At 58.4% G+C, this 24,871-nt stretch carries 19 protein-coding genes and 5 pseudogenes; 9 read left to right on the forward strand and 15 right to left on the reverse strand.

Features of this window, described 5'->3' with window-relative positions; translation table 11 throughout:
- Positions 1–131: 131 nt before the first annotated feature.
- Together DA792_RS08920 and DA792_RS08925 are read left to right on the forward strand one after the other, a co-directional pair.
- Positions 132–463, forward strand: a pseudogene (locus DA792_RS08920) (HesB/IscA family protein).
- Positions 464–697: 234 nt separating this feature from the next.
- The gene (locus tag DA792_RS08925; RefSeq protein ID WP_107719635.1) at positions 698–1,060 is read left to right on the forward strand and encodes a hypothetical protein; all 363 of its coding nucleotides are present in this window, start codon (positions 698–700) and stop codon (positions 1,058–1,060) included.
- 18 nt (positions 1,061–1,078) lie between these two features.
- Here DA792_RS08925 and DA792_RS08930 read toward each other — a convergent pair whose 3' ends face one another.
- A complete protein-coding gene (locus DA792_RS08930) occupies positions 1,079–2,167 on the reverse strand; it encodes a Hint domain-containing protein (RefSeq protein ID WP_159075213.1) in 1,089 nt (362 codons plus the stop codon).
- 121 nt (positions 2,168–2,288) lie between these two features.
- Here DA792_RS08930 and DA792_RS08935 point away from each other — a divergent pair, with 121 nt between their 5' ends.
- Together DA792_RS08935 and xth are read left to right on the forward strand one after the other, a co-directional pair.
- Positions 2,289–3,482, forward strand: coding sequence for an NAD(P)/FAD-dependent oxidoreductase (locus DA792_RS08935; protein WP_107719637.1), 1,194 nt, complete (start codon positions 2,289–2,291; stop codon positions 3,480–3,482).
- A 59-nt stretch (positions 3,483–3,541) separates the two neighbouring features.
- Positions 3,542–4,372, forward strand: coding sequence for an exodeoxyribonuclease III (gene xth, locus DA792_RS08940; protein ID WP_107719638.1), 831 nt, complete (start codon positions 3,542–3,544; stop codon positions 4,370–4,372).
- Between the two features lie 82 nt (positions 4,373–4,454).
- Here xth and der read toward each other — a convergent pair whose 3' ends face one another.
- From der to DA792_RS08960, 4 genes are all read right to left on the reverse strand, one after another.
- Positions 4,455–5,981 (reverse strand): ribosome biogenesis GTPase Der, encoded by a 1,527-nt coding sequence (der, locus tag DA792_RS08945; RefSeq protein WP_107719639.1) that lies wholly within the window; start codon positions 5,979–5,981, stop codon positions 4,455–4,457.
- Between the two features lie 223 nt (positions 5,982–6,204).
- Complete coding sequence (locus tag DA792_RS08950; protein ID WP_107719640.1) at positions 6,205–7,488, reverse strand: PQQ-like beta-propeller repeat protein; 1,284 nt, start codon at positions 7,486–7,488, stop codon at positions 6,205–6,207.
- A 72-nt stretch (positions 7,489–7,560) separates the two neighbouring features.
- Positions 7,561–8,028, reverse strand: coding sequence for a hypothetical protein (locus tag DA792_RS08955; protein ID WP_107719641.1), 468 nt, complete (start codon positions 8,026–8,028; stop codon positions 7,561–7,563).
- Complete coding sequence (locus DA792_RS08960; RefSeq protein WP_159075214.1) at positions 8,025–8,213, reverse strand: hypothetical protein; 189 nt, start codon at positions 8,211–8,213, stop codon at positions 8,025–8,027. Before DA792_RS08960 ends, DA792_RS08955 begins: the two co-directional genes overlap by 4 nt.
- 504 nt (positions 8,214–8,717) lie before the next feature.
- Here DA792_RS08960 and DA792_RS08965 point away from each other — a divergent pair.
- The gene (locus DA792_RS08965; RefSeq protein ID WP_107719643.1) at positions 8,718–9,887 is read left to right on the forward strand and encodes an efflux RND transporter periplasmic adaptor subunit; all 1,170 of its coding nucleotides are present in this window, start codon (positions 8,718–8,720) and stop codon (positions 9,885–9,887) included.
- Positions 9,884–13,659 (forward strand): annotated as a pseudogene (locus DA792_RS08970) (efflux RND transporter permease subunit). The gene DA792_RS08965 and the pseudogene DA792_RS08970 overlap by 4 nt, the downstream one beginning before the upstream one ends.
- A 6-nt stretch (positions 13,660–13,665) precedes the next feature.
- Here the strand turns inward: DA792_RS08970 and DA792_RS08975 are convergent.
- The 9 genes and pseudogenes from DA792_RS08975 to DA792_RS09015 all read right to left on the reverse strand — a co-directional run bounded on the left by DA792_RS08975 (position 13,666) and on the right by DA792_RS09015 (position 21,678).
- Positions 13,666–14,478: a class I SAM-dependent methyltransferase gene (locus DA792_RS08975; protein ID WP_107719644.1), complete on the reverse strand. Its 813-nt coding sequence runs from the start codon at positions 14,476–14,478 to the stop codon at positions 13,666–13,668.
- Between the two features lie 33 nt (positions 14,479–14,511).
- A pseudogene (gene dusA / locus DA792_RS08980) lies at positions 14,512–15,443 on the reverse strand (tRNA dihydrouridine(20/20a) synthase DusA).
- 368 nt (positions 15,444–15,811) lie between these two features.
- Complete coding sequence (locus DA792_RS08985) at positions 15,812–16,042, reverse strand: hypothetical protein (protein WP_159075215.1); 231 nt, start codon at positions 16,040–16,042, stop codon at positions 15,812–15,814.
- On the reverse strand, positions 16,039–16,617 hold the full coding sequence (locus DA792_RS08990) for an inositol monophosphatase family protein (protein ID WP_107719646.1): 579 nt from the start codon (positions 16,615–16,617) through the stop codon (positions 16,039–16,041). Before DA792_RS08990 ends, DA792_RS08985 begins: the two co-directional genes overlap by 4 nt.
- Positions 16,614–17,387 carry a DeoR/GlpR family DNA-binding transcription regulator gene (locus DA792_RS08995; RefSeq protein ID WP_107719647.1) on the reverse strand — a complete coding sequence of 258 codons (774 nt, stop codon included), beginning with the start codon at positions 17,385–17,387 and terminating at the stop codon, positions 16,614–16,616. The genes DA792_RS08990 and DA792_RS08995 overlap by 4 nt, the downstream gene beginning before the upstream one ends.
- Before the next feature lie 23 nt (positions 17,388–17,410).
- Entirely contained in the window at positions 17,411–18,472 is a 1,062-nt protein-coding gene (locus DA792_RS09000; protein ID WP_107719648.1) for an ABC transporter ATP-binding protein, read from the reverse strand.
- Positions 18,473–18,494: 22 nt separating this feature from the next.
- Positions 18,495–19,277, reverse strand: a complete 783-nt coding sequence (locus tag DA792_RS09005) for a carbohydrate ABC transporter permease (RefSeq protein WP_159075216.1) — start codon at positions 19,275–19,277, stop codon at positions 18,495–18,497.
- Between the two features lie 125 nt (positions 19,278–19,402).
- Positions 19,403–20,305, reverse strand: a complete 903-nt coding sequence (locus tag DA792_RS09010) for a carbohydrate ABC transporter permease (RefSeq protein WP_107719650.1) — start codon at positions 20,303–20,305, stop codon at positions 19,403–19,405.
- Between the two features lie 68 nt (positions 20,306–20,373).
- On the reverse strand, positions 20,374–21,678 hold the full coding sequence (locus DA792_RS09015; protein WP_159075217.1) for an ABC transporter substrate-binding protein: 1,305 nt from the start codon (positions 21,676–21,678) through the stop codon (positions 20,374–20,376).
- Between the two features lie 326 nt (positions 21,679–22,004).
- Between DA792_RS09015 and DA792_RS09020 the strand changes: the two genes are divergently transcribed.
- The 3 genes and pseudogenes from DA792_RS09020 to DA792_RS22200 all read left to right on the forward strand — a co-directional run bounded on the left by DA792_RS09020 (position 22,005) and on the right by DA792_RS22200 (position 24,120).
- Positions 22,005–22,787: a phosphodiesterase gene (locus DA792_RS09020; protein ID WP_107719652.1), complete on the forward strand. Its 783-nt coding sequence runs from the start codon at positions 22,005–22,007 to the stop codon at positions 22,785–22,787.
- A 1,069-nt stretch (positions 22,788–23,856) separates the two neighbouring features.
- A pseudogene (locus DA792_RS23235) lies at positions 23,857–23,943 on the forward strand (SPASM domain-containing protein); the annotation flags it as partial.
- 15 nt (positions 23,944–23,958) lie between these two features.
- Positions 23,959–24,120, forward strand: a complete 162-nt coding sequence (locus DA792_RS22200; RefSeq protein WP_159075218.1) for a hypothetical protein — start codon at positions 23,959–23,961, stop codon at positions 24,118–24,120.
- 9 nt (positions 24,121–24,129) lie between these two features.
- Here DA792_RS22200 and DA792_RS23240 read toward each other — a convergent pair.
- Positions 24,130–24,851: pseudogene (locus DA792_RS23240) on the reverse strand (IS5 family transposase); the annotation flags it as partial.
- Between the last annotated feature and the right edge of the window lie 20 nt (positions 24,852–24,871).

The raw sequence follows: 24,871 nt of genomic DNA on the forward strand, positions 1-24,871 counted from the left end.
ATGATCTTTTTCACACTTATATTAAGAGACAAGCCCCACGACAAACAGATGACACAGGGTTCTCCCTTGTTTCTGCTTTAAATCGCTGAAATTCGGTGAATTCCCGCCGCTTTAGACCAAAAGGTTGCATCATGTCCCTCACCCTGCCGCCCAAAGTGACCGCCCGCGCTTATGAACGCCTCTCTGAGATCAATGCGGCGACAGGCGAGGCCAAGGCGTTGCGGGTCGCGGTTGAGGGGGCGGCTGTTCAGGCTTTCAATATGACATCACGCTGGACGAGCCTGCGAGCGACGACATTGTGTTGTCCGGCACTGGCGGCACGGTGGTGATTGATCCGGTGTCTTTGCCGTTTTTGGAAAACGCCGTGATTGATTTCACCGAAGAGCTGATCGGCGCGCGATTCGTGATTGAGAACCCCAATGCGACCTCGTCCTGTGGCTGTGGCACATCGTTTTCGATGTAATCCGCTATCCAAACCAGCTTTTTGATCTGACCAAACGCCCTGCGCTCAAACGTGGGGCGTTTTGCATTTGAGCTAATTTCTGCGCACACGCTGCCTCACAACCCGCTCCGTTTCTTGTGATCTTTCAACCCCTTAACATCTCGGGACGGCACTCCTACCTGTCTATCACAACGACGGAATACACCCTGTCAGTTATCCGCCGCTCGTAAAACACGATTAGAAAAGGATAAGACAATGACCTTTAATTCCCTCAAAACCATCGCCGCCGCCTCCCTCATCGCTGTGGCCTCCGGCACCGCCGCATTTGCTGCCGACATGTCCTACAATTACATCGTCCCCGGCACATACGAACATACGAACTCCGTTATCAATCTGGACCTTGTACGCGCCGATGATGGCGGCACCGTGTCAATCTATGACTTCACTGACGGCACCCAAGGCGCGCTTCTTGGCTCTGAAATGATCCATGCCGGGGCCAATGAGAACGTGAAAGTCCAGCTTCAGCCAAACGTGGCGCAAAAAGCCCTGGTTGTGCTGAGTGTCGATGGCATGGCCCCTGTGGCCACAGCCACGATCAACGACTTCAACCAAGGTTAATTCGCCCCCTCCCAGGGCTCAGACGACAGGCCTCGCATCATGCGGGGCCTGTTTTTGTGTGCCCTCGGGTCTATGCACCGAATGCTCAGCGCCCGCATGCGATCTAAGCGGCGCAAGGCCGAGACGACGCCGAAACGGGCCGACCCGCTCAACCGGGAAAAGATCGCGAAAGGCCCGCGAGACACGCGCCCGCGGGCACAGAGCCATCACCTCGGCGCGCTGATTTGGTGACAATTGCCGAAGGGCTTGCGGCCCCGGATTGAAGCTTTCGCACCAAAACCCCTCAGCCCGCAACAAAACATGGCGCTCCAACAGCAAATGGACATAGGTCTGACGCGCACGCGGTAACCGCCGGACATCTTTCCATCCGACAAAGGCCTTGGCCGGGACAAGCCGGGGACCAAGATCGGCATCCGTCCAAAACATGCGATGGTGGGGACTGGTGATCAACCCACCATCCGGCAGCTCGCCCCCCGCAGACGCCCCCAACGCAAGACGGGCCTGCGGTCCAAAGCAAATGGCGGCCTGTGATCCCCGCCCCGGCACCACAGAGGCCCCGCGCCATAGGATCGGCCGGGGTCCATGATCGCGCGTCATCACGCGGTCTCCCACACGCAAGGTTTCAACCCGGCGGGGCCCATCCGGGGTTTGAATGCGCATTCCGGCGCCAAAACACACAAACATATCTGCATAGGCCACCTGTGGATCACTGCTGTCGCGGGCGATGATTTCATAGGTGACGCCGGGCGTAAGATAACCGTCAGAGGCCATACCCAAAACATCGCCCGACACTTCAAAGGCATAGATGGTGACATCTTCGGACCCATCCGTTGCGCCACCAACCGGGCGCACGATATAGGAATATTCATTCTCAACTCCTGTGCCCGCGGCAAAGGTCGTCCCGCCCAACGTCGTTGAATTGGTTAGATCCTGAGAGGAATCAGCGTCTTCGAAAATCCCCTCATCATCCGTGACCTCAAGATGCTGTGGACCGGACCCGATGACAAAACTTGTACCAACATCGCTTAAATCCGCCGTTGCATTGGAATGAAACGGCGTTCCGGTAAAGGAAATGTCCTGAAGATCCCAAACGGCAATAACCGCCATTGTCATACCCCGATGAAACGTTGCAACAGATATAGCTCATGGGTTTTAAGTCTTGGTAAATGTCCCTCATTGTCTTGCCAAACCCATCTCTGCCTGTTCAAACCACGCCAAGGAGCCGGCCATGGAACAGTTTGACACGATCATCATCGGCGCAGGCGCAGCAGGGTTGTTTTGCGCCAAATTTGCAGCCGCCAAAGGCGCGCGGGTTTTGGTCGTGGATCACGCCAAACGCCCGGCGGAAAAGGTGCGGATTTCTGGCGGCGGACGCTGTAATTTCACCAATTTGGACGCAGGGCCGGACAATTACCTGTCGCAAAACCCGCATTTCGCCAAATCGGCTTTGGCGCGCTACACTCAATGGGATTTCATCGACCTTTTGGCCCAGCATGGCATCACCTGGCATGAAAAGACCCTTGGCCAGTTGTTTTGCGATGGCAAATCCGCCGCCATTGTGGACATGCTTCTGCATGAGGCCCGCGCCGCCGAGCTGCGCCTGTCCACCACCGTGGACGAGGTCGTCCGTGATGGTACAGACGACACAGGGTTTCGCGTCACGCTCTCGGGCCGCCCGGTCCATGCGCGTCACCTTGTGATCGCTTCAGGCGGCAAATCCATTCCCAAAATGGGGGCGACCGGGTTGGGCTATCAGATTGCCACACAATTCAATGTGCCGCTCATTGAGACCCGCCCCGGCTTGGTGCCCCTCACGTTCGGTCCGCAAGATTTGGACTGGATCGTGCCCTTGGCTGGCACAGCGCTTGACGCGCGTGTCGGAGCGGGCGGCACATCTTTTGACGAGGCTCTCCTGTTCACCCATCGCGGCCTCTCAGGGCCAGCGGTGCTACAGGTGTCGAATTATTGGCGCGAAGGCGAAGAGATCCGCGTCGATCTCCTGCCCGCCCGTGCCGCCTTTGACGCCCTAAAAGCCGCGCGCGCCGAGAATGGCCGCCGCCACATGCACACGGCCCTCTCGCTGTTGTTCCCGGCCAAACTGGCCGCCGCTCTGGCGCAAAAATGGAACCTCACGGGCAATCTCGCCGATCAATCCGACGCCAAACTGCGCGCTTTGGCCGACCTGATCCACGCCCTGCCCCTCAACCCCACCGGCTCGGAGGGCTACCGCACCGCCGAGGTCACGTTGGGCGGCGTTGACACAGACGCGCTCTCGTCCAAAACCATGGAGGCCAAATCCGTGCCGGGGCTTTATTTTATCGGCGAAGTCGTCGATGTCACCGGCTGGCTTGGCGGTTACAATTTCCAATGGGCCTGGGCCTCTGCGGCCGCCTGTGGTCGCGCAATCGCAGATCGGAGCTGATCCCGCCTTTCCCTTCCGCGCCCTTCGCCATACAAAGAGTCAAAGACGAGGAGACGCACATGAAAATCGCCAGTTTCAACATCAACGGCATCAAAGCCCGCGTCGAGGCGTTGCAAGAGTGGCTGAAAGAGGCCGAACCCGATGTGGCGATCTTGCAAGAGATCAAATCGGTCGACGAAAACTTCCCCCGCGACCTCTTTGAGGACATGGGCTATAACGTTGAAACCCATGGCCAAAAATCCTTCAATGGCGTGGCGCTCCTGTCCAAATTACCGCTCGAAGACGTCAGCCGTGGCTTGCCGGGTGCGACAGGTGCGGGCCGCGACGGCGAAGACGACATCGAGGCGCGCTATATCGAGGCCACGGTGGTCGGTGACACCCAGGCGATCCGCATTTGCGGCCTCTACCTGCCCAACGGCAATCCGGTCGATCTCACGCCTGAGGGCACGCCTGTGCCCGGTTCAAAATATGACTTTAAACTGAAATGGTTCGACCGGCTTGAAGCCCGCGCGTGTGAATTGATGCGCGAGGAACAGCCGTTTCTCATGGCGGGCGACTTCAACCTGATCCCGCAGCCCGAGGACGCGAAACGCCCCGAGGCGTGGAAAGACGATGCGCTGTTTCGCCTCGACTCCCGTGCCGCCTTTCGCCGCTTGATGAACCTTGGCTTTACCGATGCGCTGCGGGTCAAAAACAACGCGCCTGAGACCTACACATTCTGGGACTACCAAGGTGGCGCGTTTGACAAAAACGATGGCATCCGCATCGACCATTTCCTGCTCTCGCCGCAAGCCGCCGACCTGCTGCGCGATTGCCAGATTGATGCCTATACCCGCGCCAAAGCCAAGCCCTCGGACCATGTGCCGATCTGGGTTGATCTAGACCTCTGACACTGGATCGCCCTACAGCATGCCGAAAAAAAGCGGTGCCGGATTTGCATCTGGCACCGCTTTTTGATTGCTTGATATCGCCTCAGCGTTTTGGCGGGCGCTGTTTTTGGACCTTTGGCGCGTCGGCACGGTCTTTTCCGAGGTGCTTGCGCAGGCGCGAGGGCATGGATTTGGTTTTGTTCTTGAACGGGTTCTTGTCGCCTTGTGAGCGGAAAAACAGCCGGATCGGCGTGCCGGGCATATCAAAATCTTCACGCAAACCATTGATCAGATAGCGTTTATAGCTGTCGTTCAATTCCTCGGGATGGCTGCACATCACCACGAATTGCGGCGGGCGGGCTTTGACTTGGGTCATGTAGCGCAGCTTGATCCGGCGGCCACCGGGCGCGGGCGGCGGGTGTGCCGTGGTCATCGCGCCCAGCCAATTGTTGAGCTTGGCGGTGGAGACACGACGGTTCCACACCGCATGCGCATTCAAAATCGCCTCTTGCAGCTTGTCCAGATTCTTACCGGTCAGCGCCGACACCGTCACCAATTGCGCGCCGCGCAACTGTGGCAAAAGCCGGGTGAACTCTTCACGCAACGCCTTGGCTTTGTTGGATTTATCGGTCTCTTCGTCCCATTTGTTGACGGCGATCACCACCGCGCGGCCTTCGCGTTCCGCGAGATCGGCAATGCGCAGGTCTTGTTGTTCAAACGGGATCGACACATCGAGCAACACGACGACCACTTCGGCGAATTTCACCGCGCGCAGCCCGTCAGAGACCGAGAGTTTCTCAAGCTTTTCCTGAACCTTGGCCTTTTTGCGCATCCCCGCCGTGTCAAACACCCGCACGGGCGTCTCGTTCCACGTCATCGTCACAGAAATACTGTCGCGGGTGATGCCCGCTTCTGGCCCGGTCAAAAGCCGCTCTTCACCGAGCAACTTATTGATCAGCGTGGATTTCCCGGCGTTCGGACGACCAACAACGGCGATTTGCAGCGGCTTATCAAGGGTGAAGTCGCGCGAAAATCCGGCCTCATCGCCCTCTTCGAAATCCTCGCCAAGCGCGGCTTCTTCCTCGGACAGTTCAATATCGGTCACAGGCGCCTCGGAGGCCGCGCGTTCGTCGAATTCTTTCGAGAGCGGCAACAGCGCGTCATACAGCTCATGCATGCCCTCGCCATGTTCGGCAGAGAGGCGCAAAGGCTCGCCCAGACCCAAAGCATAGGCCTCCAAAAGCCCGCCTTCACCGGCCTTTCCCTCGGCCTTATTGGCCGCCAAAATCACATGTTTGGCGCGTTTGCGCAGGATTTCGGCAAAAATTTCGTCAGCGGGCAAAATGCCCACGCGGGCGTCAATCATAAACAGGCAAATGTCGGCCATATCGACCGCACGCTCGGTGAGCTTGCGCATCCGACCCTGAAGCGATTCATCAGTGGCTTCCTCAAGCCCGGCGGTGTCAATCACGGTAAAGCGCAGATCAATCAGGCGCGCCTCGCCTTCGCGCAGGTCACGGGTCACCCCCGGCTGGTCATCCACAAGCGCCAAACGCCGCCCAACCAGACGGTTGAACAGGGTCGATTTGCCCACATTGGGACGGCCAACGATGGCAAGCGAAAAACTCATGAGGATAGCTCCGGGTCATAGTCTAAAACGGTCCGCCACACACCTGAGACACGGGGTTCTTGGCGAAAGGTGCGACACGCTGAGATGTTGCGCTGCGCACCGCCTTTTCCCCGAAACAGGTCAAAGGCCGCACGCTTTAGCGGCCCCGATACACCCAAACCGGGGGCGCGGTAAAGGCCTTAACGCAGTGCGGCCAGGTTGCCGTCCTCAAGCAGCACATACATCACGCCCCCACCACGATCGGATCGGAGGCCGCGCCTTTCGGCAAGGCGACAGAGGCGACCAGTGCGCCGGAGGCCGGATCAAAGCCCCGCAGCACCGCGTCATTGGAGGCAACCCAAAGCTTGCCACCCGCCGCCACAGGCCCGTAATGGGCAAAGACATCTTTGCGTTTGCGTTCTTTATCCGTGGTGAAAAACGGCAATTGCACCGACCAGACCCGCGCGCCTGTAGAGGCCGAGAGCCGAACCAAAGCGTTGCGATCGGTGACGATAAACACCGATCCACCGATCACCGTGGCCGGGCTATAGGCCCCCTCATCCGCCGTCCATTTGCGCGCGCCGGTTTCGACGTCAAAAGCGGCATAGCGCCCGGCTTGGTTGCCGACATACATCGTCGGGCCAACGACCACAGGATCGGATGTGATGTCAGAGATATTGGCGTAGACCACGCCTTTGCGTTGGCCAGCCAGAGAGGCGGACCACATGCGGATGCCACCTTTGCGGAACGCGCCGTAGAGATCGCCGGAGGCAAAGGGGAAGACCACCATACGGTCGGTGACAACCGGGGAGGCGGCGCCGACGCGCGAGGTCACGGTTTCGGGGCCGCTGATTTGCCATTTGACCCGACCATCGGAGGTTTTCACCGCCCAGCCCTGGCCATCGCCCGCAACCACATAGACCAAACCATCATAGACCGCGAGACCAGAGGCCCCCACGGCATCCAAGGATTGCCGCCATTTGATCGCGCCGGTGGTCAAATCCAAAGCGATCAGGTCGCCGTAACCGATGGTGGCGTAAACGGTCGAACCCTCAATCGCCAAAGCTCCGCCAGAGGCCTTGCCGGGTTTCTCGCCCGCGGGCGTCAGATCGACCGACCACACCGGCGCACCAGAGGCGGCAGACACGGCGGTCAATTGCGCCGCCGAATCCATCGCCACAACCAAACCGTTCGCGGCAACCGGATCAACGGTGAGGCGCAGTTTGCGCGAGTTGCCTTGGCCAATCGGCGCGGTCCACGCAAGCGCGGGCGTGCCAGAGGTAAAGGCATTGTGACCGGAGGCATGCAACCGTCCAGCGCCGGTTGTGGTCCATTCGGCGCGGCTGACCTGTTGGCCAAGGGAGATTTTTTCAACTTGGTTGGCCGTCGCGGTCTGAACGGAGCCAAAGACCAAGCCTTCGCGCGGATCAAGGCGCTGCCCTGAAAGGATCTCTTCGCGCCCTGCCCCACATGCCGTAAGTGCCAGCACGGCACAAAAGAGCCCCGCTTTCCCTGCCTGACCGATCATGCCCGCACTCCCATTTGTCTCAACTCGACTTAAACTCACGCCCCAAAAGGCGCTTTATTGCACACCGGGGACTTACTCTGCCGCCGGATCTGCTCCAAGCGCCACAATCATCTGCAGCGCACGCCGACGCAAGGCATTACTTGCCTCACCATCTTGCGAGATGGCCCGATAACCATCAATCGCCGCTTCCACTTGGCCCATTTCGACCTGAGCCGCGGCAATTTGTTCTTCGGCCAAAAGCCGATAGGGCGCACCGGGGGCCGCAATGCCCGCAAGCTGGCTCACCCGCTCTTCTGCCGGAATGTCGCCCGCACCGATCATCGCGGTTTTGAGCACGGCCAAATCGCGATACACCGGGTCCAGCATCGCATCTGTGGTGAACGGTGCCAAAGCGGCAATCGCCCCTTTGCTATCGCCCGCCGCATGCAATTCGCCTGCGCGCAACATCGCTGTGATCACCCGGACATCGCCCTCGCCACCAATGTCAGCCAAGGCCTGCGCCCGAACTGCGGCATCTGCGCCCTGAAGCGCCGCCGTCAACGCATCGCCCGTGGCCTCGGCTTGGGTCCGGGCCTGGGATTTGGCGTATTCATTCCACGCCGCCCCCCGACCAGAACACAGACGGCCAAAATGCCGATCCAGCCAAATCTGCGCAGGAACGCATAGAATTTGTCACGGCGGACCTCTTCGGTCACCTCGTCGATAAAACTGTCGGTTTGGCTCAAGGGGCCCCCATCTCGCAGCACGGGCTGCGGTCATTTATGTTTCAACCTGTTGTCCCCTCATACCCCGATCTGAAACCGAATGCCAAGACCTGAGCAGCGCCCAGCAAAGCGGCGGCGCGGCAAATCGTCCTCCATGGGCTGTTGGCCCGGCAAGACTTGAGCGGTTTTCTGGCTTGGGGTAGGCTCGTCACAGCCACCTGATCCGTCACAACGCTGTCGCAAACGGGGCGCAGTCTGAGCGAATTTAGCCTGCAGGGGAGCAAAATTTCCGAATTCAGGTAAGTTTTTTTCCATCGCGACCTTGTGATTGCCCCGTGATCTCCCCATCTTGGCCGCAATGTTAATGGCATTAACTCTAAGATTAACCCGGATTAAGCCGTGACGCACCAGAAAGACCACCGCAGGTGCTGCCGAATGATCCGGCCTGTGCACGACGCCGTATATCAAACTGAAACCCCGCCTCTCTGAGACGAGAGGACGCCCTAGACCGAGACAGAGACCCACATGCGTATTGTTTCCATCGTTATCGCCCTGCTTGTTACCGTCGCTCTGTATTTCTTTGTCTTTGAGCGGGATCGGCTGACCGATTTTGCCGCCACAGACAGCACGGCCACCGGGGCACAAACTGAAACCACCGCACAGGCAGAATCAGAGTTTGCAACGCCGGCGCAAAAAACCATGGGCGAGGCACATCCGGTGTCTGTGGTCGCGCGCCACTCCACCGCGCAGACCCTGACAAATGCAGTGGTCGTGCGTGGCGAAACCGAAGCGGCGCGCGAGGTCAATGTGACAGCGGAAACCTCCGGTCGTGTGGTCAACGCCCCGCTGCGCAAAGGGGCCTATGTGCAGGTCGGCCAAACGCTTTGCGAGCTTGATCTGGGTACCCGCGAGGCGACATTGGCCCAAGCCAAGGCCGGGTTTGCACAGGCTGAGGTGGCGCTGGCCAATGCCCGCAAACTGGCCGAAGGGGGCTATGCCTCCGAGACCCAAATCCTGACCGCCGAGGCCGGGATCGAAAGTGCGCGGGCCGCAGTCGCCATTGCCACCCGTGACATTGAAAACGTCACCATCAAAGCGCCCTTCGCCGGGCTGTTGGAAAGTGACACCGCCGAGCTTGGCACATTCTTATCCTCTGGCGCCGCCTGCGCCACGGTGATCCAACTGGATCCGATCAAACTGGTTGGCTACGCCCCTGAGGCAGACGTGGCGGCGATTGAAGTCGGTGCTTTGGCTGGGGCGCGGTTGATCTCGGGCCGCGACGTCACCGGCCGCGTCACGTTTTTGTCGCGCTCCGCCGATCCGTCGACCCGCACGTTCCGGGTTGAGGTCGAAATCCCCAACCCGGATTTCACCATCCGCGATGGGCAGACCGTTGAAATGGCGATCTCGGCGGCCGGTCTGGCCGCGCATCTGGTGCCGCAATCGGCGCTGACCTTGGATGATCAGGGCCAAATCGGGCTGCGGATCGTGGGCGCGGACAGTCGCGCCGAATTCGCCCCGGTCACCGTGCTGCGCGACACGCTTGAGGGCATTTGGGTCGCGGGTCTGGCCGATGAGGTCGACATCATCGTTGTCGGTCAGGATTTTGTCACAGCCGGGGTTTTGGTTGAACCGCATTATGAGGATGACCCCGCCGCGGCAGACGCAGACACCCAGATGGAGAGCGGCCAATGACCGGCCTCGTTGATTGGGCGGGTGAACGCGCCCGGATGATCCTCGCCTTCATCGCGCTCACCTTGATCGCGGGGACATTTGCCTATGTCAGCCTGCCGAAAGAGGGCGAACCGGATATTGAAATCCCCGCCCTTTTCGTCTCTGTCCCCTTTCCCGGCATTTCCGCCGAAGACGCCGAAAAACTTCTGGTCAAGCCGATGGAGACGGAACTTTCCGATCTCGACGGCCTCAAAACCTTGTCAGGCACCGCCGCCGAAGGCTATGGCGGCATCGCGCTGGAGTTTGAATTTGGTTGGGACAAAACCAAAATCATCGCCGATGTGCGTGATCGTATGGGTCGGGTTCAGGCGAATTTCCCCACGGGGGCGGACAATTATTCGATCACCGAAATCAACTTTTCCGAATTCCCCATTCTCATCGTCAACCTGACCGGCCCCGTGCCCGAACGCACGTTGGTGCAATATGCCAAACGGATGCAGGACCGGCTTGAGGGCTTGGAGCCGATTTTGGAGGCGCAGCTCGCCGGGCAACGCGACGAGATGCTCGAGGTGATCATCGACCCGCTGCGCCTTGAATCCTACAATGTCACGGCGGGCGAATTGATCTCTGTCGTCACCAACAACAACCGTCTGGTGGCGGCGGGCGAAGTGGAAACCGCTCAAGGCACATTTTCGGTCAAAATCCCATCCTCGTTCAAAGATCAACGCGATGTCATGGCCCTGCCGGTCAAGGTCAACGGCGACCGCGTGGTCACCTTGGGCGATTTGGCCGACATTCGTCTGACCTTTGAGGATCGGACCGGCACTGCGCGGTTCAACGGCGAAAGCACTGTGGCGCTTCAGATCGTCAAACGCAAAGGCTATCCGATCATCGACACCGTCGCTTTGGTCAAATCCGAGGTCGCCGACGAGCTCAAAACCTGGCCGCAAGCACTACAGGACGCGGTGGTTGTCGGCACCTCCAACGATCAATCGCGCCAAGTCGCCTCGATGGTCAGCCAGCTTGAAGGCTCAGTTCTGACCGCCGTGGCGCTGGTGATGATCGTGGTTTTGGCCTCTTTGGGCATCCGCTCGGCTTTGCTGGTGGGCTTTGCCATTCCGACCTCGTTTCTCTTGTGTTTCATCCTGTTGGGCCTCATGGGCATCACCATTTCCAACATCGTGATGTTTGGCCTCATTCTGGCCGTTGGCATGTTGGTCGATGGCGCGATTGTTGTGGTCGAATATGCCGACCGCAAAATGGACGAAGGGACCGGCCCGATGGCCGCCTTTGTCGAGGCGGCGAAACGGATGTTCTGGCCGATTGTGTCCTCCACGGCCACCACGCTTTGCGCATTTTTGCCAATGCTGTTTTGGCCCGGCGTTGCAGGCGAATTCATGGGCATGTTGCCGGTGACGATCATCTTTGTGCTCTCCGCCTCGTTGATTGTGGCGTTGATTTACCTGCCTGTGATGGGCGGCGTGTCTGGCCGGATCGCGCGGCTGTTTGATCGCGCCTCACGCGGATTGCGCGCCACCACGCCTTATTGGCTGCGCGCGGTTTTGGTCGTGCCCTCGGCCTATCTGGTGTTCTTGGGCCTGATGCAATTGATGAACCCCGCGTATCTCATGGGCGCGGAGGCGTCGGGCATTATGCCAAAGATTGTCGGCGGCGCTTTGTTCCTCATTGGCGCGTCTTTGACGGGCATCATGTTGTCAGCGGCCCGGATTGAACGCAGCGCTAAAACCGTCAAATCTGGCTACAAACGCACCCTCTTTGGCCATTTCACCCATGCCATTGCCGGCAACCCGGTGATGCCTTTGGTGGCGATTGGTGTGGTGATTTTTGGCGTGGTCTCGGTGTTTGGCTATTACGGCAAACACAACAAAGGCATTGAATTTTTCGCTGCCTCAGAACCCGAACAGGCGATCATCTATGTCCGCGCTCGTGGCAACCTCTCGATCACGGAAAAAGACGCGCTGGTGCGTCAAGCCGAACAGGTGGTGTTGACCCAACCCGGCGTCGACAATGCCTTTGCCTTTGCAGGTTCCGGCGGCCTCAATTCCAACACCGGCGGCGGGTCATCGCCGCGCGACACCATCGGGCAAATCCAAGTTGAATTGATCCCATGGGAGGACCGCCCAACCGAGACCAAGGAGGGCTGGTTGTTCTTTGAGGACACCCATGTCGCCCCGAATATGATGGCGATTATGTCTTGGCTCAGTTGGAATCCCGGCTGGCCGAGATCCCCGGCATTTACACCGAAACGCTCAATCTGGCGATGGGGCCTGCTTCGGCCAAACCGGTGCATTTGCGCCTCAAGAGCGACAGTTTTGAGGATTTGGAAACGGCCACCGCCCTTGTGCGCGCCCAATATGACGCCACCCCTGCGCTGACCGACATTGAAGACACCCGCCCCCTGCCCGGTATTGATTGGCAGATCGACGTCGATGTCGCCAAAGCCGGGCGCTATGGCGCGGATGTGGCCACCGTGGGTGGCATGATCCAACTGGTGACGCGGGGGCTGTTGCTCGACACCATGCGGGTCGACAGTTCGGACGAGGAAATCGACATTCGCGTGCGCCTGCCGGAACAAGACCGGGTGCTGTCCACCCTGGACACGCTCAAAGTGCGCACAATGGATGGGCTTGTGCCTTTGTCGAATTTCATCACCCGCCAACCTGTCGCCAAACTGGCGCAAATTGATCGGGTCGATCAGCAACGCTATTACGATGTCAAAGCGGGGGTCGCGTCTGAGCTGACCCGCGAGGATGGCGTGGCGATCACCCCGACCGAACGGGTCGAAACCCTTACAAAATGGCTTGAAACCGAGGCCATATTGCCCAATTCCGTGACATGGGAATGGACCGGCGATGATGAAGAGCAAAAGGAAACCGGAGCATTTTTGATCAAAGGCTTCAGCGCCGCTTTGGCCCTGATGTTCATCATCCTTTTGGCCCAGTTCAACAGTTTTTATAACTCCGTACTGGTGCTCATGGCGGTGGTGATGTCGACAGCGGGCGTTTTGGTCGGGCTTTTGGTGATGGACATGACATTCGGCATGATCATGACCGGCACCGGGGTTGTGGCGCTGGCGGGGATCGTGGTGAACAACAACATTGTGTTGATCGACACCTATCAGGAATATTCTCGCTATATGCCCCGGATCGAGGCCATCGTGCGCACCGCCGAAGACCGCATCCGGCCCGTTTTGCTGACCACGATCACCACCATGGCGGGCCTGACACCGATGATGTTTGGCCTCTCCTTGGATTTCATCAACGGCGGCTATTCGATGAATTCGCCGACAGCAGAGTTTTGGACCAACCTGGCGACTGCCGTGGTCTTTGGCCTTGGCATCGCGACCGTTTTGACGCTGATTTTCACACCTGCGATGTTGGCGCTGCGGGTTTGGTTCTGGGCCATCGCGCATCATCTGATCATGCGCTTGGCGACGCTTTTGGGCCGTCAATCGCGCACGGCCGAGGATTTCCGTCTGCGCGCCGAGGCCAAACGGGCCAAGAACCCGGAATTCGTCTGGAGCACTGGCGAGGCCGCTTGGGGGGCGCCCGAAGATTTTGACGCCCATCGTGCCTCTGCCCCGACCCTCACCTCCGGCCCCGCCCCCACAGAGGCCGCGATCGACAAAGCCCCTGAGCGTCCCGTGACCCAACCCACCGCCACCCCCGAAAGCGTGGTGGAATTTGAACCCGAGCAGCCCGAAACCGGCACGCTCAAAAAGGTGAAAAAGGTCAAAAAGCCGAAAGGCGGCGGACAAGAGGCGGCGGAGTAATCCGCCCTAGCCTGCGCGCCGCGCAACCAATGTATAGCTCATCGGAATTTGCGCGGCGCGGCCTTCATAAAGGTCATACTCCGGTTCGCGATTGCTGTGCCCATGTTCCGTCAGCCGCTCGATGTGTAACCCGGCTCGGATACAGGAGGTCACAATCTCGCCCAACGCGTGCGGGAACCAATAGCTGGTCGTCCCCGTGCCGTGATCTTGGCCGTCATAGCTGAACATCTCGTCTTGTCTATGCGGCACTTGTTGGAAATAACTGAACGCCGGTTCATGCGGCTGCTCCGCCACCGGGTCGAACATTTCCATCACCGGATGGGTCTCATAGATCACCAGCTGGGCGCCGGGCGCCATCAGCCCCGCAACAATCTCGAAAAACCGCGCCAGATCGGGCATCCAGTTGAGCACACCGATGGTGATCAGCGCAAAATCGAACCTGCGCATGTCGGACGGCAACTCGTATACATTCGCCTCGATCCACTCAGGCGTGAGCTTTGCGGCCTCTGATAGCAGACGTGCCTGCGCCAGAAAGGCCCCGGAATGGTCGATCCCCACCGCAGGCACCGCGCCAAAGCTCGCCAAAGACAACAGTTCGCGCCCATTGTTACAGCCAATCTGCACCGCCCGTTTGCCCGAGAGATCAAGCGCCCCGAGTGTCTGCGCCAAGCAGGTGTCAAAGGTCGAGAACCCCGGTTCCGACGCCGCTTTGAGCAGCGCCTCCCACCCTGCGCCCGTCCCATGCAGAGGCGCAGAGGCTTCCCAGGCGGCTTTGTTGGCCTGTGTCGCCTCTAACAGGCTGGGAACGTCTTTCATCATATATGCCTCCTGCGCAAATCGTCACTCATGTCGTCACTCTGGCAGAGCCTCTTTCACCAGTTCAAACCCCGCGCCGTCTTTATGCGCGCCCTCGGAGAGCACGCGTTTCCACCGCCGCGCGCCGGGTTGGCCAGCGAACAGCCCAAGCATATGCTTGGTGATCTGTGCCAGTTTGCCACCCTCCGCAATATGCCGTCCGATATAGTCCTCCATCGCCAGTACGACCTCATGCCGGCTCAGTGCCACGCGGGTGTCGCCAAAGACGCGCGCGTCAGCAGCCCCCAAGATGTCATAGGGCTGATGATAGGCGGCACGCCCAACCATGACGCCATCCATATGGGTCAACTCTTCTTCAACCATATCAAGGCTTTGTATGCCTCCATTGATCGACAAGTGGAGGTCTGGATAGGCCTTTTTCATCGCATGGACCAGCGGGTAATCCAACGGCGGAATATCGCGGTTTTGTTTGGGGCTGAGCCCGTCAAGCCAGGCCTTGCGGGCATGAATTTGCATCCGGGTGATGCCTGCGGCGCGCATGGTCTCAACGAAGGCGGGCAAGACCTCGGTCGGCTCCTGATCATCCACCCCGATGCGGCATTTCACCGTCACCGGCACGCCCCCGCCGCCTCCTGCATCGCGTGGACACAGTCCGCCACCAGATCCGGCGCTTTCATCAACACCGCGCCAAACGCCCCCGATTGCACCCGATCAGACGGACAGCCGACGTTGAGATTGACCTCATCATAGCCGTGCTCGACGCAAATCTTCGTGGCCTCTTTCAACTCCAATGGATCAGAGCCGCCAAGCTGTACCGCGACCGGATGTTCCTCCGGGTTGAATGCCAATAAATGCACCGCCCCACCGCGCACCAAAGCCGGGGCGGTCACCATTTCGGTGTACAAAAGCGCATGATGCGACATCAACCGATGCAGGTAACGACAATGGCGGTCGGTCCAATCCATCATCGGGGCGACCGAGAGAACAGCATTCCTCATGCCAGACAAAATCCTTTTACACCAAGGCGGACAAGTCCACATTCCAGAAAACACGAATATGACATTCTTCACCTTTTGGCATGTTTACCCATTGTCGCGCCGCGCCGCCCACACGAAAGCAGACCCGAAGGGCACGTTCTCAACTGTGTGCAGACAGGCGACTACCACACTGAAAAAGAGAGACGCAACGCGGCATATCTACGGCGGATCGAATTTAAGACCGATACACAATCATGGAACACCGCCCATGTGAAGACGAAAGGCCTTAAATCATCCTTTGAGGCCGCATCCGGCACGGCGCTGGCAAAGGCCGCGGCGTGCAGGAAATGGGAAAGGCGCTATCCCAGCGCCTTGGCGGGGACGCAGCCCTGACGCATTTGGTCCAACGCCGCTTGGTGCAGTTCCGGTGCCGCGGCCGCGAGCACTTGACCACAGGGAAGCGTCAGTGGTGCACCGGACCAATCGGTGATGCCCCCACCTGCCCCCGTCGTCACCACCGGCACAAGGAGCATGACATCATAGGGCTGCAATTCGGCCTCTAGGATCAGATCAATATGACCCCAGGTCAACACGCCATAGCTGTGGCAATCCCCCCGAACCGACGCGCCGCACAGGCGTGGCTCAGCGCATCAAAGAGGCGGTGCGCGTGCGGCGTGAATTGGTCGGGTGACGCTTCGGAAAACACCGCCTCTTTCAGGCGGGTGGTGCCAGAGATGTGACAGGCCGCGCCGTTCAGGCGGGTTGTTTCGCCCCTCTGGCCGACCCAGGTTTCCCCAAACATGGGCATGTCGATCCCCCCAAATCGGATGTCCGTCCTCAAGCAGGGCAATAAGCGTGCCAAACAACGGACCACCGGAGATGAAGCTTTGGTGCCATCAATCGGGTCGAGCCCCCAAAGAGAGCGCGCATCCTCGCCGCTGAGACCAAATTCTTCGCCCAAGATGACATGATCCGGGCAAATCGCGCCCAACACGGCTTGCATGCTCTGTTCAATGGCCCGCCCCGCCTCGGTCACCGGGCTGCTGTCGGCCTTTCGGTCGACCGTCAACGATGTGCGGAAATATGATTTGGCCAAGGGGTGTGCGACGTTAACCAGACGCAAGGCAATGTCTTCACAACTCTCAGGGTTGGTGGACGCACTCATGCGGTGTCTCCCTGCGCCGGAGGCACCAACAACAAATGGCCGTGATCAATCTGTTCAGTGATCTCGGGCGGCGCGCCATCAGTGACCATGACATCGACCTCCGACCAGTCGCAGACATGGATCAGACCGGATTTGCTAAACTTACTCGCATCCATCATCAGGATCGTTTCATCCGCCCGCGAAATCATGGCGCGTTTGAATTCGACCTCGAACAGATCAAAATCCTGACACCCGCTGGGCGATCCGGCCACCACAGACATCACGAAATAACTGGGAGAGAAGCTTGAGAGATAGTGGATCGTGCTGGCCCCGGTCAGCGTTCGATCGGAGGCGCGCAATTCGCCGCCCGGCAAGATCACGCGGTGCTGTCCCCCACCAGAGTTTAAAATCTGGGCCACCTCCAGCGAAATGGTCAGGATCGTCATCGGTTCGCGCCGGGTCAGTTCCTTTGCCAAAAAACACGCCGTCGTCGAATTGTCCAAAAGCAGCGTTGCACCCTCGCGCATGTGAGCCGCGGTGCGGGCGGCTATGGCAGTTTTGGCGGCAGCATTTTCCAACAAACGACGCTCAAAGGGAGCCTCGGCGCGCGGCATCGGAAGGCGAACACCGCCATGGAATTTCTCCACCAACCCCTCGCCCGAAAGAAGTTTGAGATCGCGCCGAATGGTTTCATCCGAGACTTCAAATTCTTCTGCCAAAGAGGAAATCGCCGCCTTCCCCCGCGCTGCGAGAAACGCGAGGATTTGCTCCTGTCTGTGCGTGCGTGCCATGTCGTCTCCTCCTCAAGCTCAGCTCAGACATCAGCCATGATTGCTTGACCTGTGCCCCTATCAAAGAGCCTCAAGCGATCAAGATCGAAATTCAAGCCAACCTCATCCCCTGCAACGGGCGCGCCCAAAACCGGACTTTTGACAATCATCCGATCCGCACCAAAAGCAACCTCTACCAGAGCCTCAGCGCCAATCAATTCAGTGCGCTCCACCCGTGCGCGGGCCATGCCGGTGTTAGAAAGGGTCACTTCTTCGGGACGCAGCCCGATCATCACGTCCGGCGGCAGGTCACGTCCCAACGTTAAATCATTGGTGAAATTGGCGTGGCCAAGTTTGCCATTCTCAGCCCGACAGGGGATCAACGCCATTTCAGGGCTGCCAATAAAGGTGGCGACAAAGGTGTTGCTCGGGCGCATATAGATGTCCATCGGCGCTCCCACCTGTTGCAGCGCACCTTGGGACAGCATCGCAACGCGGGTGCCCAATGTCATCGCCTCGATCTGATCATGGGTGACATAGATCACCGTCAACCCCAATTCCTGATGGAGCCGCTTAAGCTCCGCCCGCATGCGATTGCGCAGCTTGGCATCCAAGTTCGACAAAGGTTCGTCGAAAAGAAACACCTTGGGTTTGCGCACCAAAGCGCGGCCAATGGCAACGCGCTGACGCTCGCCACCCGACAATTCTTTTGGGCGTCGGTCCAGCAGGTCGGTGATGCTCAGGATCTCAGCCGCATCGCGAATACGGGTGTCGATTTCGGCCTTTGACAGGCGCGTGGTTTTCATCAGGCCAAAGGCCATGTTCCGATAGGCGGTCATATGCGGATAAAGCGCGTAGGATTGAAACACCATCGCAATGTCGCGTTTTTGGGGTTGGGCGTCGGTGACATCGCGCCCGTCGATCAAAAGCTGACCTGATGTGATGTCCTCAAGCCCCGCAATCATCCGCAGCGTCGTGGATTTGCCACAGCCCGAGGGGCCCACCATCACCATGAATTCACGGTCCTCGATGGTCAGGTTGATGTCATGTACGGTTTTGCGATCCCCATAGGATTTGCAAATATTCGTCAGTTGGACGGTCGCCATGTTGGGTCTCCGGTCTGTGGCGTCACTTGACGCCGGTATGCATGAAACTGTCGATAAAGCGGCGCTGAAAGATCACAAAGAGCAGCAACAGCGGCGATACGACAATGGTTGTGCCCGCCATCAAGCGCGGCCAATCGGCCCCGCTGTCGGCCTTGGCCAAAAGACCCAATCCAATGGGAAGGGTGCGGATGCTTTCGGAATTGGTGACCAAAAGCGGCCACATATAATCGTTCCAATGGGTCACCACCGAGATGATCGCAAAAGCAATCAGCGTTGGTTTGACCAGCGGCAGGTACACGTGCCACAGGATGTCCAGATGATTGCAACCATCAAGACGGGCGGCATCTGACAGCTCTGAGGGCACCTGACGGAAACTCTGTCTGAGCATAAAGGTGCCATAGCCCGAGGCGATAAAGGGCACAATCATCGCCGGGATGGTATTGACCAGCCCCATTTCTCTCAGGGTGACAAAGTTGGTCAGAAAGATTGCGTAAATCGGGAACATCACCTGCAACAAGAACAGCGTGAACAATAGGCTTTTGCCCGGAAAACTCAGCCGCGCAAAGGCATAGGCCGCCAATGTAATCGTGATCAATTGGCCGCCGAGGATGGAGGCCGTCACGATCACAGAGTTGATCAGGTAGGTGCCAAAGGGCGCAACCGACAGGGTGCTGGGATAGTTTGAGAACGTCAGCTTATGCGGCCAAAACCCGGCGGTCTGATCGAACACTTCGACATTGGTTTTGAGCGAGGTGACAAGAATCCAAATCATCGGGCTGAGCCAAAGCAAAGCCAAGGGTGCCATAATGAGATGCAGCCAATTGTTCTGAACCTTGCGCCACCAATGGAGACGTCTGTGCGAGCGTCTGAGCAAGCCTCTGTGCAAGCCACTGTGCGGGACGGAAAGCTGTGTTTGGGGGACGTCGGTCATCATCGTTCTCCAAGGTAGTGAACCTTACGGCCCAACGTCACTGCGACGAGGCCGATCAGGCCCAAAACGAAAATCAGCAACGCATTGGCCAGCGCCGACGCATAACCAATGTCCTGATACTGAAAGCCATTTTGGTAGATGTAGAAGGTCAACACATTCGTACTGTCGGCCGGGCCGCCCTGTGTCATCACATAGACGTAGTCAAAGATTTGATAGCTGTGCAGCGTGCCAATGATGATGACAAAGTAGAGCGTCGGAGAGATCAGCGGGATGGTGATGTGCAACAGACGGTGCCACGCACTGACCCCATCCAACCTTGCCGCCTCATAGAGATCGGAGGGCACGAGCTTTAGGGCCGCCAAGAGGATCAACATGAAATAGCCCGAATATTTCCAGACGCTCATCAACACGATGGCAGGCAAGGCCCATTTGCTATCATAGAGCCAATCCAACCGTGGCAGTCCGATGCGTGTCAGCGCCTCATTGATCGGCCCATATCCCGGCGCATAGAGGAACACCCAGACCATGCCCGCAGCGACCGAAGGGATCATCACCGGGTAGAAAAAAGCCGAACGATAAATCGCCATGCCACGTAATTTGCTGTCGAGAGCCACGGCCAACAACAATGCGGCAGCGATCGAAAGCGGGATCGTCGTGAGCGTGTAGAATGCCGTGTTGGAGAGCACTTTCCAAAACAACCGATCATCAAGCAAGCGCAGGTAATTCTCGGCGCCGACCCAATAGATGTCAGGATCGCCCAACAACACGTCATGCAGACTGAACCAGACCGAACGCAGGATGGGCCAATAGGTGAAGGCGGCAAGAAAAACGAGCGATGGCAGCAGCAACGCATAGGCCAACAACATCTCGTTGCGGCGGGCACGTGCAAAAGCGTGGGACATGAAGAATCCTCGTGAAAACGGCAAAGGGACGCGGGCCAAAATCCCGCGCCCCTCACGCCGTGGTTTGGTTAGCCTTTTTTGCGGCGCAGGACGCGGGCGATTTCGCGGTTCACCTCCGTCGTGGCGTCGCTCAGCGCCGTTTCGGGTGCGATTTCCCCGGCCAGCGTCCGGTCGATCGCGCTTTTCAACGTGTCACGGGCGCGCGAATAGGCTGGAACCTGTAGGAAGGCACCGGAATATTCCGCCTGTTTCATCGCCACCTCAGCCTGCGGAACCTCGGTGAGATACTGCTGCATCTCAGGCTGTTCCCAAGAGGATTTGCGCACGGCGAGATACCCGGTTGCCTGGCTCCAGGCGGCTTGGTTTTGAGTGTTCGTCATCCAACGCGCAAACGTCCAAGCAGCCTCTTTCTTGGCATCCGACTGGTTCTTGGCGATCATGATCGGACCGCCGCCTTGGGAGGCACCGAATTGCTTTTTCTTCGGCATAAAGGCCACGCCGACCTCAAAGGGCGACGAGGTGCGCAGGTTGGTCAGCGACCCGGTGGAGTGGTACAACATCGCAGTCGACCCCGCCATAAAGTCATTGGCCGATCCCTGCCATGTCGATGCCGGAGCCATACAGCCCGCATCCACCATGGTTTTCCAAAAACTCAGCGCCTCAACCGCTTCGGGGCGATCCCACAGAACCTTGTCCTTTTCCCACGGCACAAGACCGTTTTGACGGCAATAGCCCTCAAACATCCAGTCATGCCAGCCGCCGCCGATGATCAGCCCCCAGCGCTTCAAGTCATCGCCATCACGCAGGGTCAGAGCTTTGGCCGTTTCCAAAAGATCGTCCCAAGTCTCCGGTGCCTTGGCGATACCGCGCTCAGCGAAGGCATCTTTGTTGTAGTAGAGAACCGGGGTCGAGGGCTGAAAAGACAGACCGTAAAGGCGGTTGTCAGAGATGGCGGTATCAAGGAAGCCGCCGATAAAATCATCGTAAATGTCGTCGGCTTTGGCTTGCTCGGTGATGTCCTCAAGCGCGTCGAGACCCAAGAAGGTCTGAAGCGAAGAGTTGATCGGCAACCACAAAGCGGGTGGCTCGCCAACGCCAAGCGCGGTGATGACCTTTTGCTCGGTGTTGTCATAGGAGCCGGCGTAGATTGCTTCAACTTCGATCCCATCATGGGTCGCGTTGAATTCGGAAATCATGCCCGAAATGATGGTGTTGATGTCACCAGACACCCCCACCGGATACATGAACTGAAGTTTAACTGTTTCGTTGGCACGCGCTGGCGTCAGGACGCCCGGCATCATGCTGACGAAAGGCGCAGCCAAACCAGAGGCCAACATCCGCCGCCGCGTCATAGTGGATTTTGTGGATTTCATCTTTATACATTTCCCTAATGTGGATTTGCGATGGTATTTCCCGTGTTTGAAGCCGCATGATTTGGGCGGCATCCAGATCGTGACTCGCCTTTTATTCACCAAAAATCACAAAAATATGAAAGTTAAGCCCTCAATTTCAGTCAATGCACATCAGAAGGATTTCAAAACGTAAATTGTATTTTTTGTGGCTATCCACAAAAAAATCCACAAAAATAGACGATAGATGTGGATTTTTTCAGCAGAATTTGAATGAATGACGTCATATGTCTCAGGTAGGTTGAGCCAGACAGGCGGCGAATCCCAGCAAACCCTCAGGAGGTCCACAGATGTTGATTGCCCATATCAGTGATTCCCACGTTCTGGCGGCTGGACGCAAACTCGCGGGGCGGTTCGACACGGGAGCGGCGTTTGATCGCCTAATCGCAGCCCTTGCCCGCCAACCGATCCAACCGGACCTGATCCTGTTTTCTGGCGATCTGGGCGAGGATGCGACATCGGAAGAATATGCGCATATCGGCGCAGGACTGCGCAGTCTTGGCATCCCGGTGCGCGCCGTGCCCGGCAATCATGATGCCCGTGCTCCGATGCTGGCGGCACTGCCGGATATGCTTGGCGAGACGAACAGCGGGCACCTGTGCCTGTGCGACACGGAGTTTGATCTGGCTGTGATCGGTCTCGACACACTGGTTGAAGGCGCCCCACATGGTGAGCTCTGTGCGGATCGGCTGTCATGGCTTGAGGCGGCGCTGACGCGGGTTGCGGATCGAGATGTGGTGATTTTCATGCATCACCCACCTCTCACCACCGGGCTACACGACATGGATTCGATGGGATTGCTGACGGGACGAGATGCGTTTTCACGTCTCGTGGCACGCCATGGCAGGGTTCGGGGTATCCTTTGCGGTCACATGCACCGCGCCATACAAGGCGAATGCGGCGGTGCCCCCGTGCGTGTTGCCCCCTCCGTTTCACACCAAATTGCGTTCGATCTACGCACAGATGTGCCCTACGCCTTCACCGACGAGCCACCGCAATATATGATGCACATCGCCCGCCCGAGCGATGCCCTTATCAGCCATATCGTCTCAATTGAGACCACAGACCGATAACGACGGACCCTGCCTCCACTGGGATTTGACCGTCATGAATGTTTGAAAACACGGTGGTGCGTGCCAGCGTCAGACTGGCAACCCGAACAGAATACCGCCCAACCGACCCTGATCTGGATCTGGCTGCGAGACAGGCCTGAGCATCATGTGACCCGCATATTCCAGATGTCATGATAGATGATCGCAACCGTGGCTGAATTTCAGACCCATTTCCCACCCATACTGGCCCGCATCCATGAGGTCTGCGGACCAGTGCCAAAGAGGTGCTGCGCTCTGGCTGCGTGGCGCTTGTGGTGATGGAGATCACCAAACCCGAGGACCTCACCGAAGGGCGGCGTTTGCATTTGGTGGCGCAAGAGGGCATCGGCAGCACTGCCGCGCATACCCGAAGGCACTGCCCCCCGGCTTTTGCTACCGCACACACGCAAACAGACACGTCTCTTCCGCGCTGCGCCTTGACCCCAGGACCGACTCCGCGCCGCGACGGCTCGCCCTGCGCCTGATTTTCAATCTCATCGCTCTGCCCCGCGCCACGCTCGCCCGTCGCTTTGGCCCCGACCTTGTGCTGCACCGAGATCAATAAATAGGCACGCAGGTCGAGGTGATTTCGCCGCGGGGCGAAACGCCCCATTCCGGCGTGCGCATGACTTTGCCGGAGCCGATCCGCCTGCGCGACGGCGCCATCGGAGGCACTGCGCGCCTGTTCACGAGCCACATGTCGATCTCCCGGCGATGCACGTGGGCGAGGAGGTGGTTGAAGATTATGCCGCGGTACGTCTGTCGCTCAAAGCCCATCGATGGAGCTTTTGCGCCCAAATATCCCCGGCCTCACGCCCCATGCCGCTATTCGTCGCGTCAGGCCATAACAGGGAATGGCGCTCCCCATACCCACAGTTGCACCCAAAACAGTTGTACCGACAACGCCTGTCATTCCGAAGTCTTCAGCTGTGCCTCATATAAGGTCGCCCCCCCTGACCCCTGCTTTGTGGACCAACCGGATACCTCTGATCCCCGGCAAGGACGAAGGCTCCGACGGCACGCTTGATGTGGCACAGGATAATCTGCGCCATTGGGAAGATCACCCCCCTCTCAATACGCCGAATGTCAGTCCTGTAAGGTGCAGCCCCTGTGCAAAGGCGGCTGCCCATGGGAAGCCAAAAAACGCGCACACTTGGACATTGGCGATTGTTCGGTTTTGAAATGGACCCTGCCCGACAAACTGCGGCTGTATCGCATGAAACAGCTCTTGGCTGAGATGCGCCCGGCGGATGCAGCACAACCACCGCGCACCTCAGAGCCGCATGGGGCGTTGGAGTTTGCCTGCCCGGACTAGGGTGTGGACTCAATTCAGCCAACATCTGATTGCAAAGATATGGACCATCGACAGGAAGTTGCGTTTCAACTTTTCGTATCTCGTTGTTAGCCTTCGCATGTCTTTCATGCGGCAGAAGAACCGCTCTACAAGGTTTCGCTGGGCGTAGATGTCGGGGTCATGTGGGATGTGGATGCGGGCGTTTGACTTGGATGGGATCACTGCCAATGCGCCTTCGTCAGCGATGGTTTGGCGGATGGCTTTTGAGCCATAGGCTTTGTCTGCGACGATAGCTGTCGGCTGTTTTTGCCAGCCGACAAATGAACCAAATACCTTGCTATCATGCCTTTGTGCGCCTGTAATCGCGAACCGTAGAGGCAGGCCGCGATGGTCTACGGCGACGTGAACCTTGCTGCCGCGACCGCCGCGTGAGCGTCCAATACCTTGCGCCAACTCCCCCCTTTTGAGCCTGCTGCCGCCCGGTGTGCCTTGACGATTGAACTATCAATGAAGATCAGCGCGTCCTCACATTCCGTCGCCAGCACATCAAATATCCCTTGCCAAATCCCGCGCTCACCCCAGCGGACATAGCGGTTGTAAACAGTCGTGCGCGGGCCATACCGGTCCGGCAGATCGCGCCACGGCGCCCCCGTGCGCAGAACATAGAAAATGCCATTCAAGACTGTTCTGTCATCCTTGCGCTGCGGACCGCGCCCTTGTTTGGGTAAATGAGGCCGGATTGCAGCCCATTCTTCGTCGCTCAGATCAAATC

The organism is Celeribacter baekdonensis, from assembly GCF_003047105.1.
In the GTDB taxonomy this organism is placed as follows: Bacteria; Pseudomonadota; Alphaproteobacteria; order Rhodobacterales; family Rhodobacteraceae; genus Celeribacter; species Celeribacter baekdonensis_B.

Coding starts and splice junctions, on each gene's coding strand:
- DA792_RS09000 (WP_107719648.1), bottom strand. CDS start 18,472: ATGGCGACCGTCCAACTGACGAATATTTGCAAATCCTATGGGGATCGC.
- DA792_RS08965 (WP_107719643.1), top strand. CDS start 8,718: ATGCGTATTGTTTCCATCGTTATCGCCCTGCTTGTTACCGTCGCTCTG.
- DA792_RS08990 (WP_107719646.1), bottom strand. CDS start 16,617: ATGAGTGCGTCCACCAACCCTGAGAGTTGTGAAGACATTGCCTTGCGT.
- DA792_RS09015 (WP_159075217.1), bottom strand. CDS start 21,678: ATGAAATCCACAAAATCCACTATGACGCGGCGGCGGATGTTGGCCTCT.
- DA792_RS09005 (WP_159075216.1), bottom strand. CDS start 19,277: ATGGCACCCTTGGCTTTGCTTTGGCTCAGCCCGATGATTTGGATTCTT.
- DA792_RS08925 (WP_107719635.1), top strand. CDS start 698: ATGACCTTTAATTCCCTCAAAACCATCGCCGCCGCCTCCCTCATCGCT.
- DA792_RS08975 (WP_107719644.1), bottom strand. CDS start 14,478: ATGATGAAAGACGTTCCCAGCCTGTTAGAGGCGACACAGGCCAACAAA.
- DA792_RS08995 (WP_107719647.1), bottom strand. CDS start 17,387: ATGGCACGCACGCACAGACAGGAGCAAATCCTCGCGTTTCTCGCAGCG.
- DA792_RS08930 (WP_159075213.1), bottom strand. CDS start 2,167: ATGGCGGTTATTGCCGTTTGGGATCTTCAGGACATTTCCTTTACCGGA.
- DA792_RS08935 (WP_107719637.1), top strand. CDS start 2,289: ATGGAACAGTTTGACACGATCATCATCGGCGCAGGCGCAGCAGGGTTG.
- DA792_RS09020 (WP_107719652.1), top strand. CDS start 22,005: ATGTTGATTGCCCATATCAGTGATTCCCACGTTCTGGCGGCTGGACGC.
- der (WP_107719639.1), bottom strand. CDS start 5,981: ATGAGTTTTTCGCTTGCCATCGTTGGCCGTCCCAATGTGGGCAAATCG.
- xth (WP_107719638.1), top strand. CDS start 3,542: ATGAAAATCGCCAGTTTCAACATCAACGGCATCAAAGCCCGCGTCGAG.
- DA792_RS09010 (WP_107719650.1), bottom strand. CDS start 20,305: ATGTCCCACGCTTTTGCACGTGCCCGCCGCAACGAGATGTTGTTGGCC.
- DA792_RS08950 (WP_107719640.1), bottom strand. CDS start 7,488: ATGATCGGTCAGGCAGGGAAAGCGGGGCTCTTTTGTGCCGTGCTGGCA.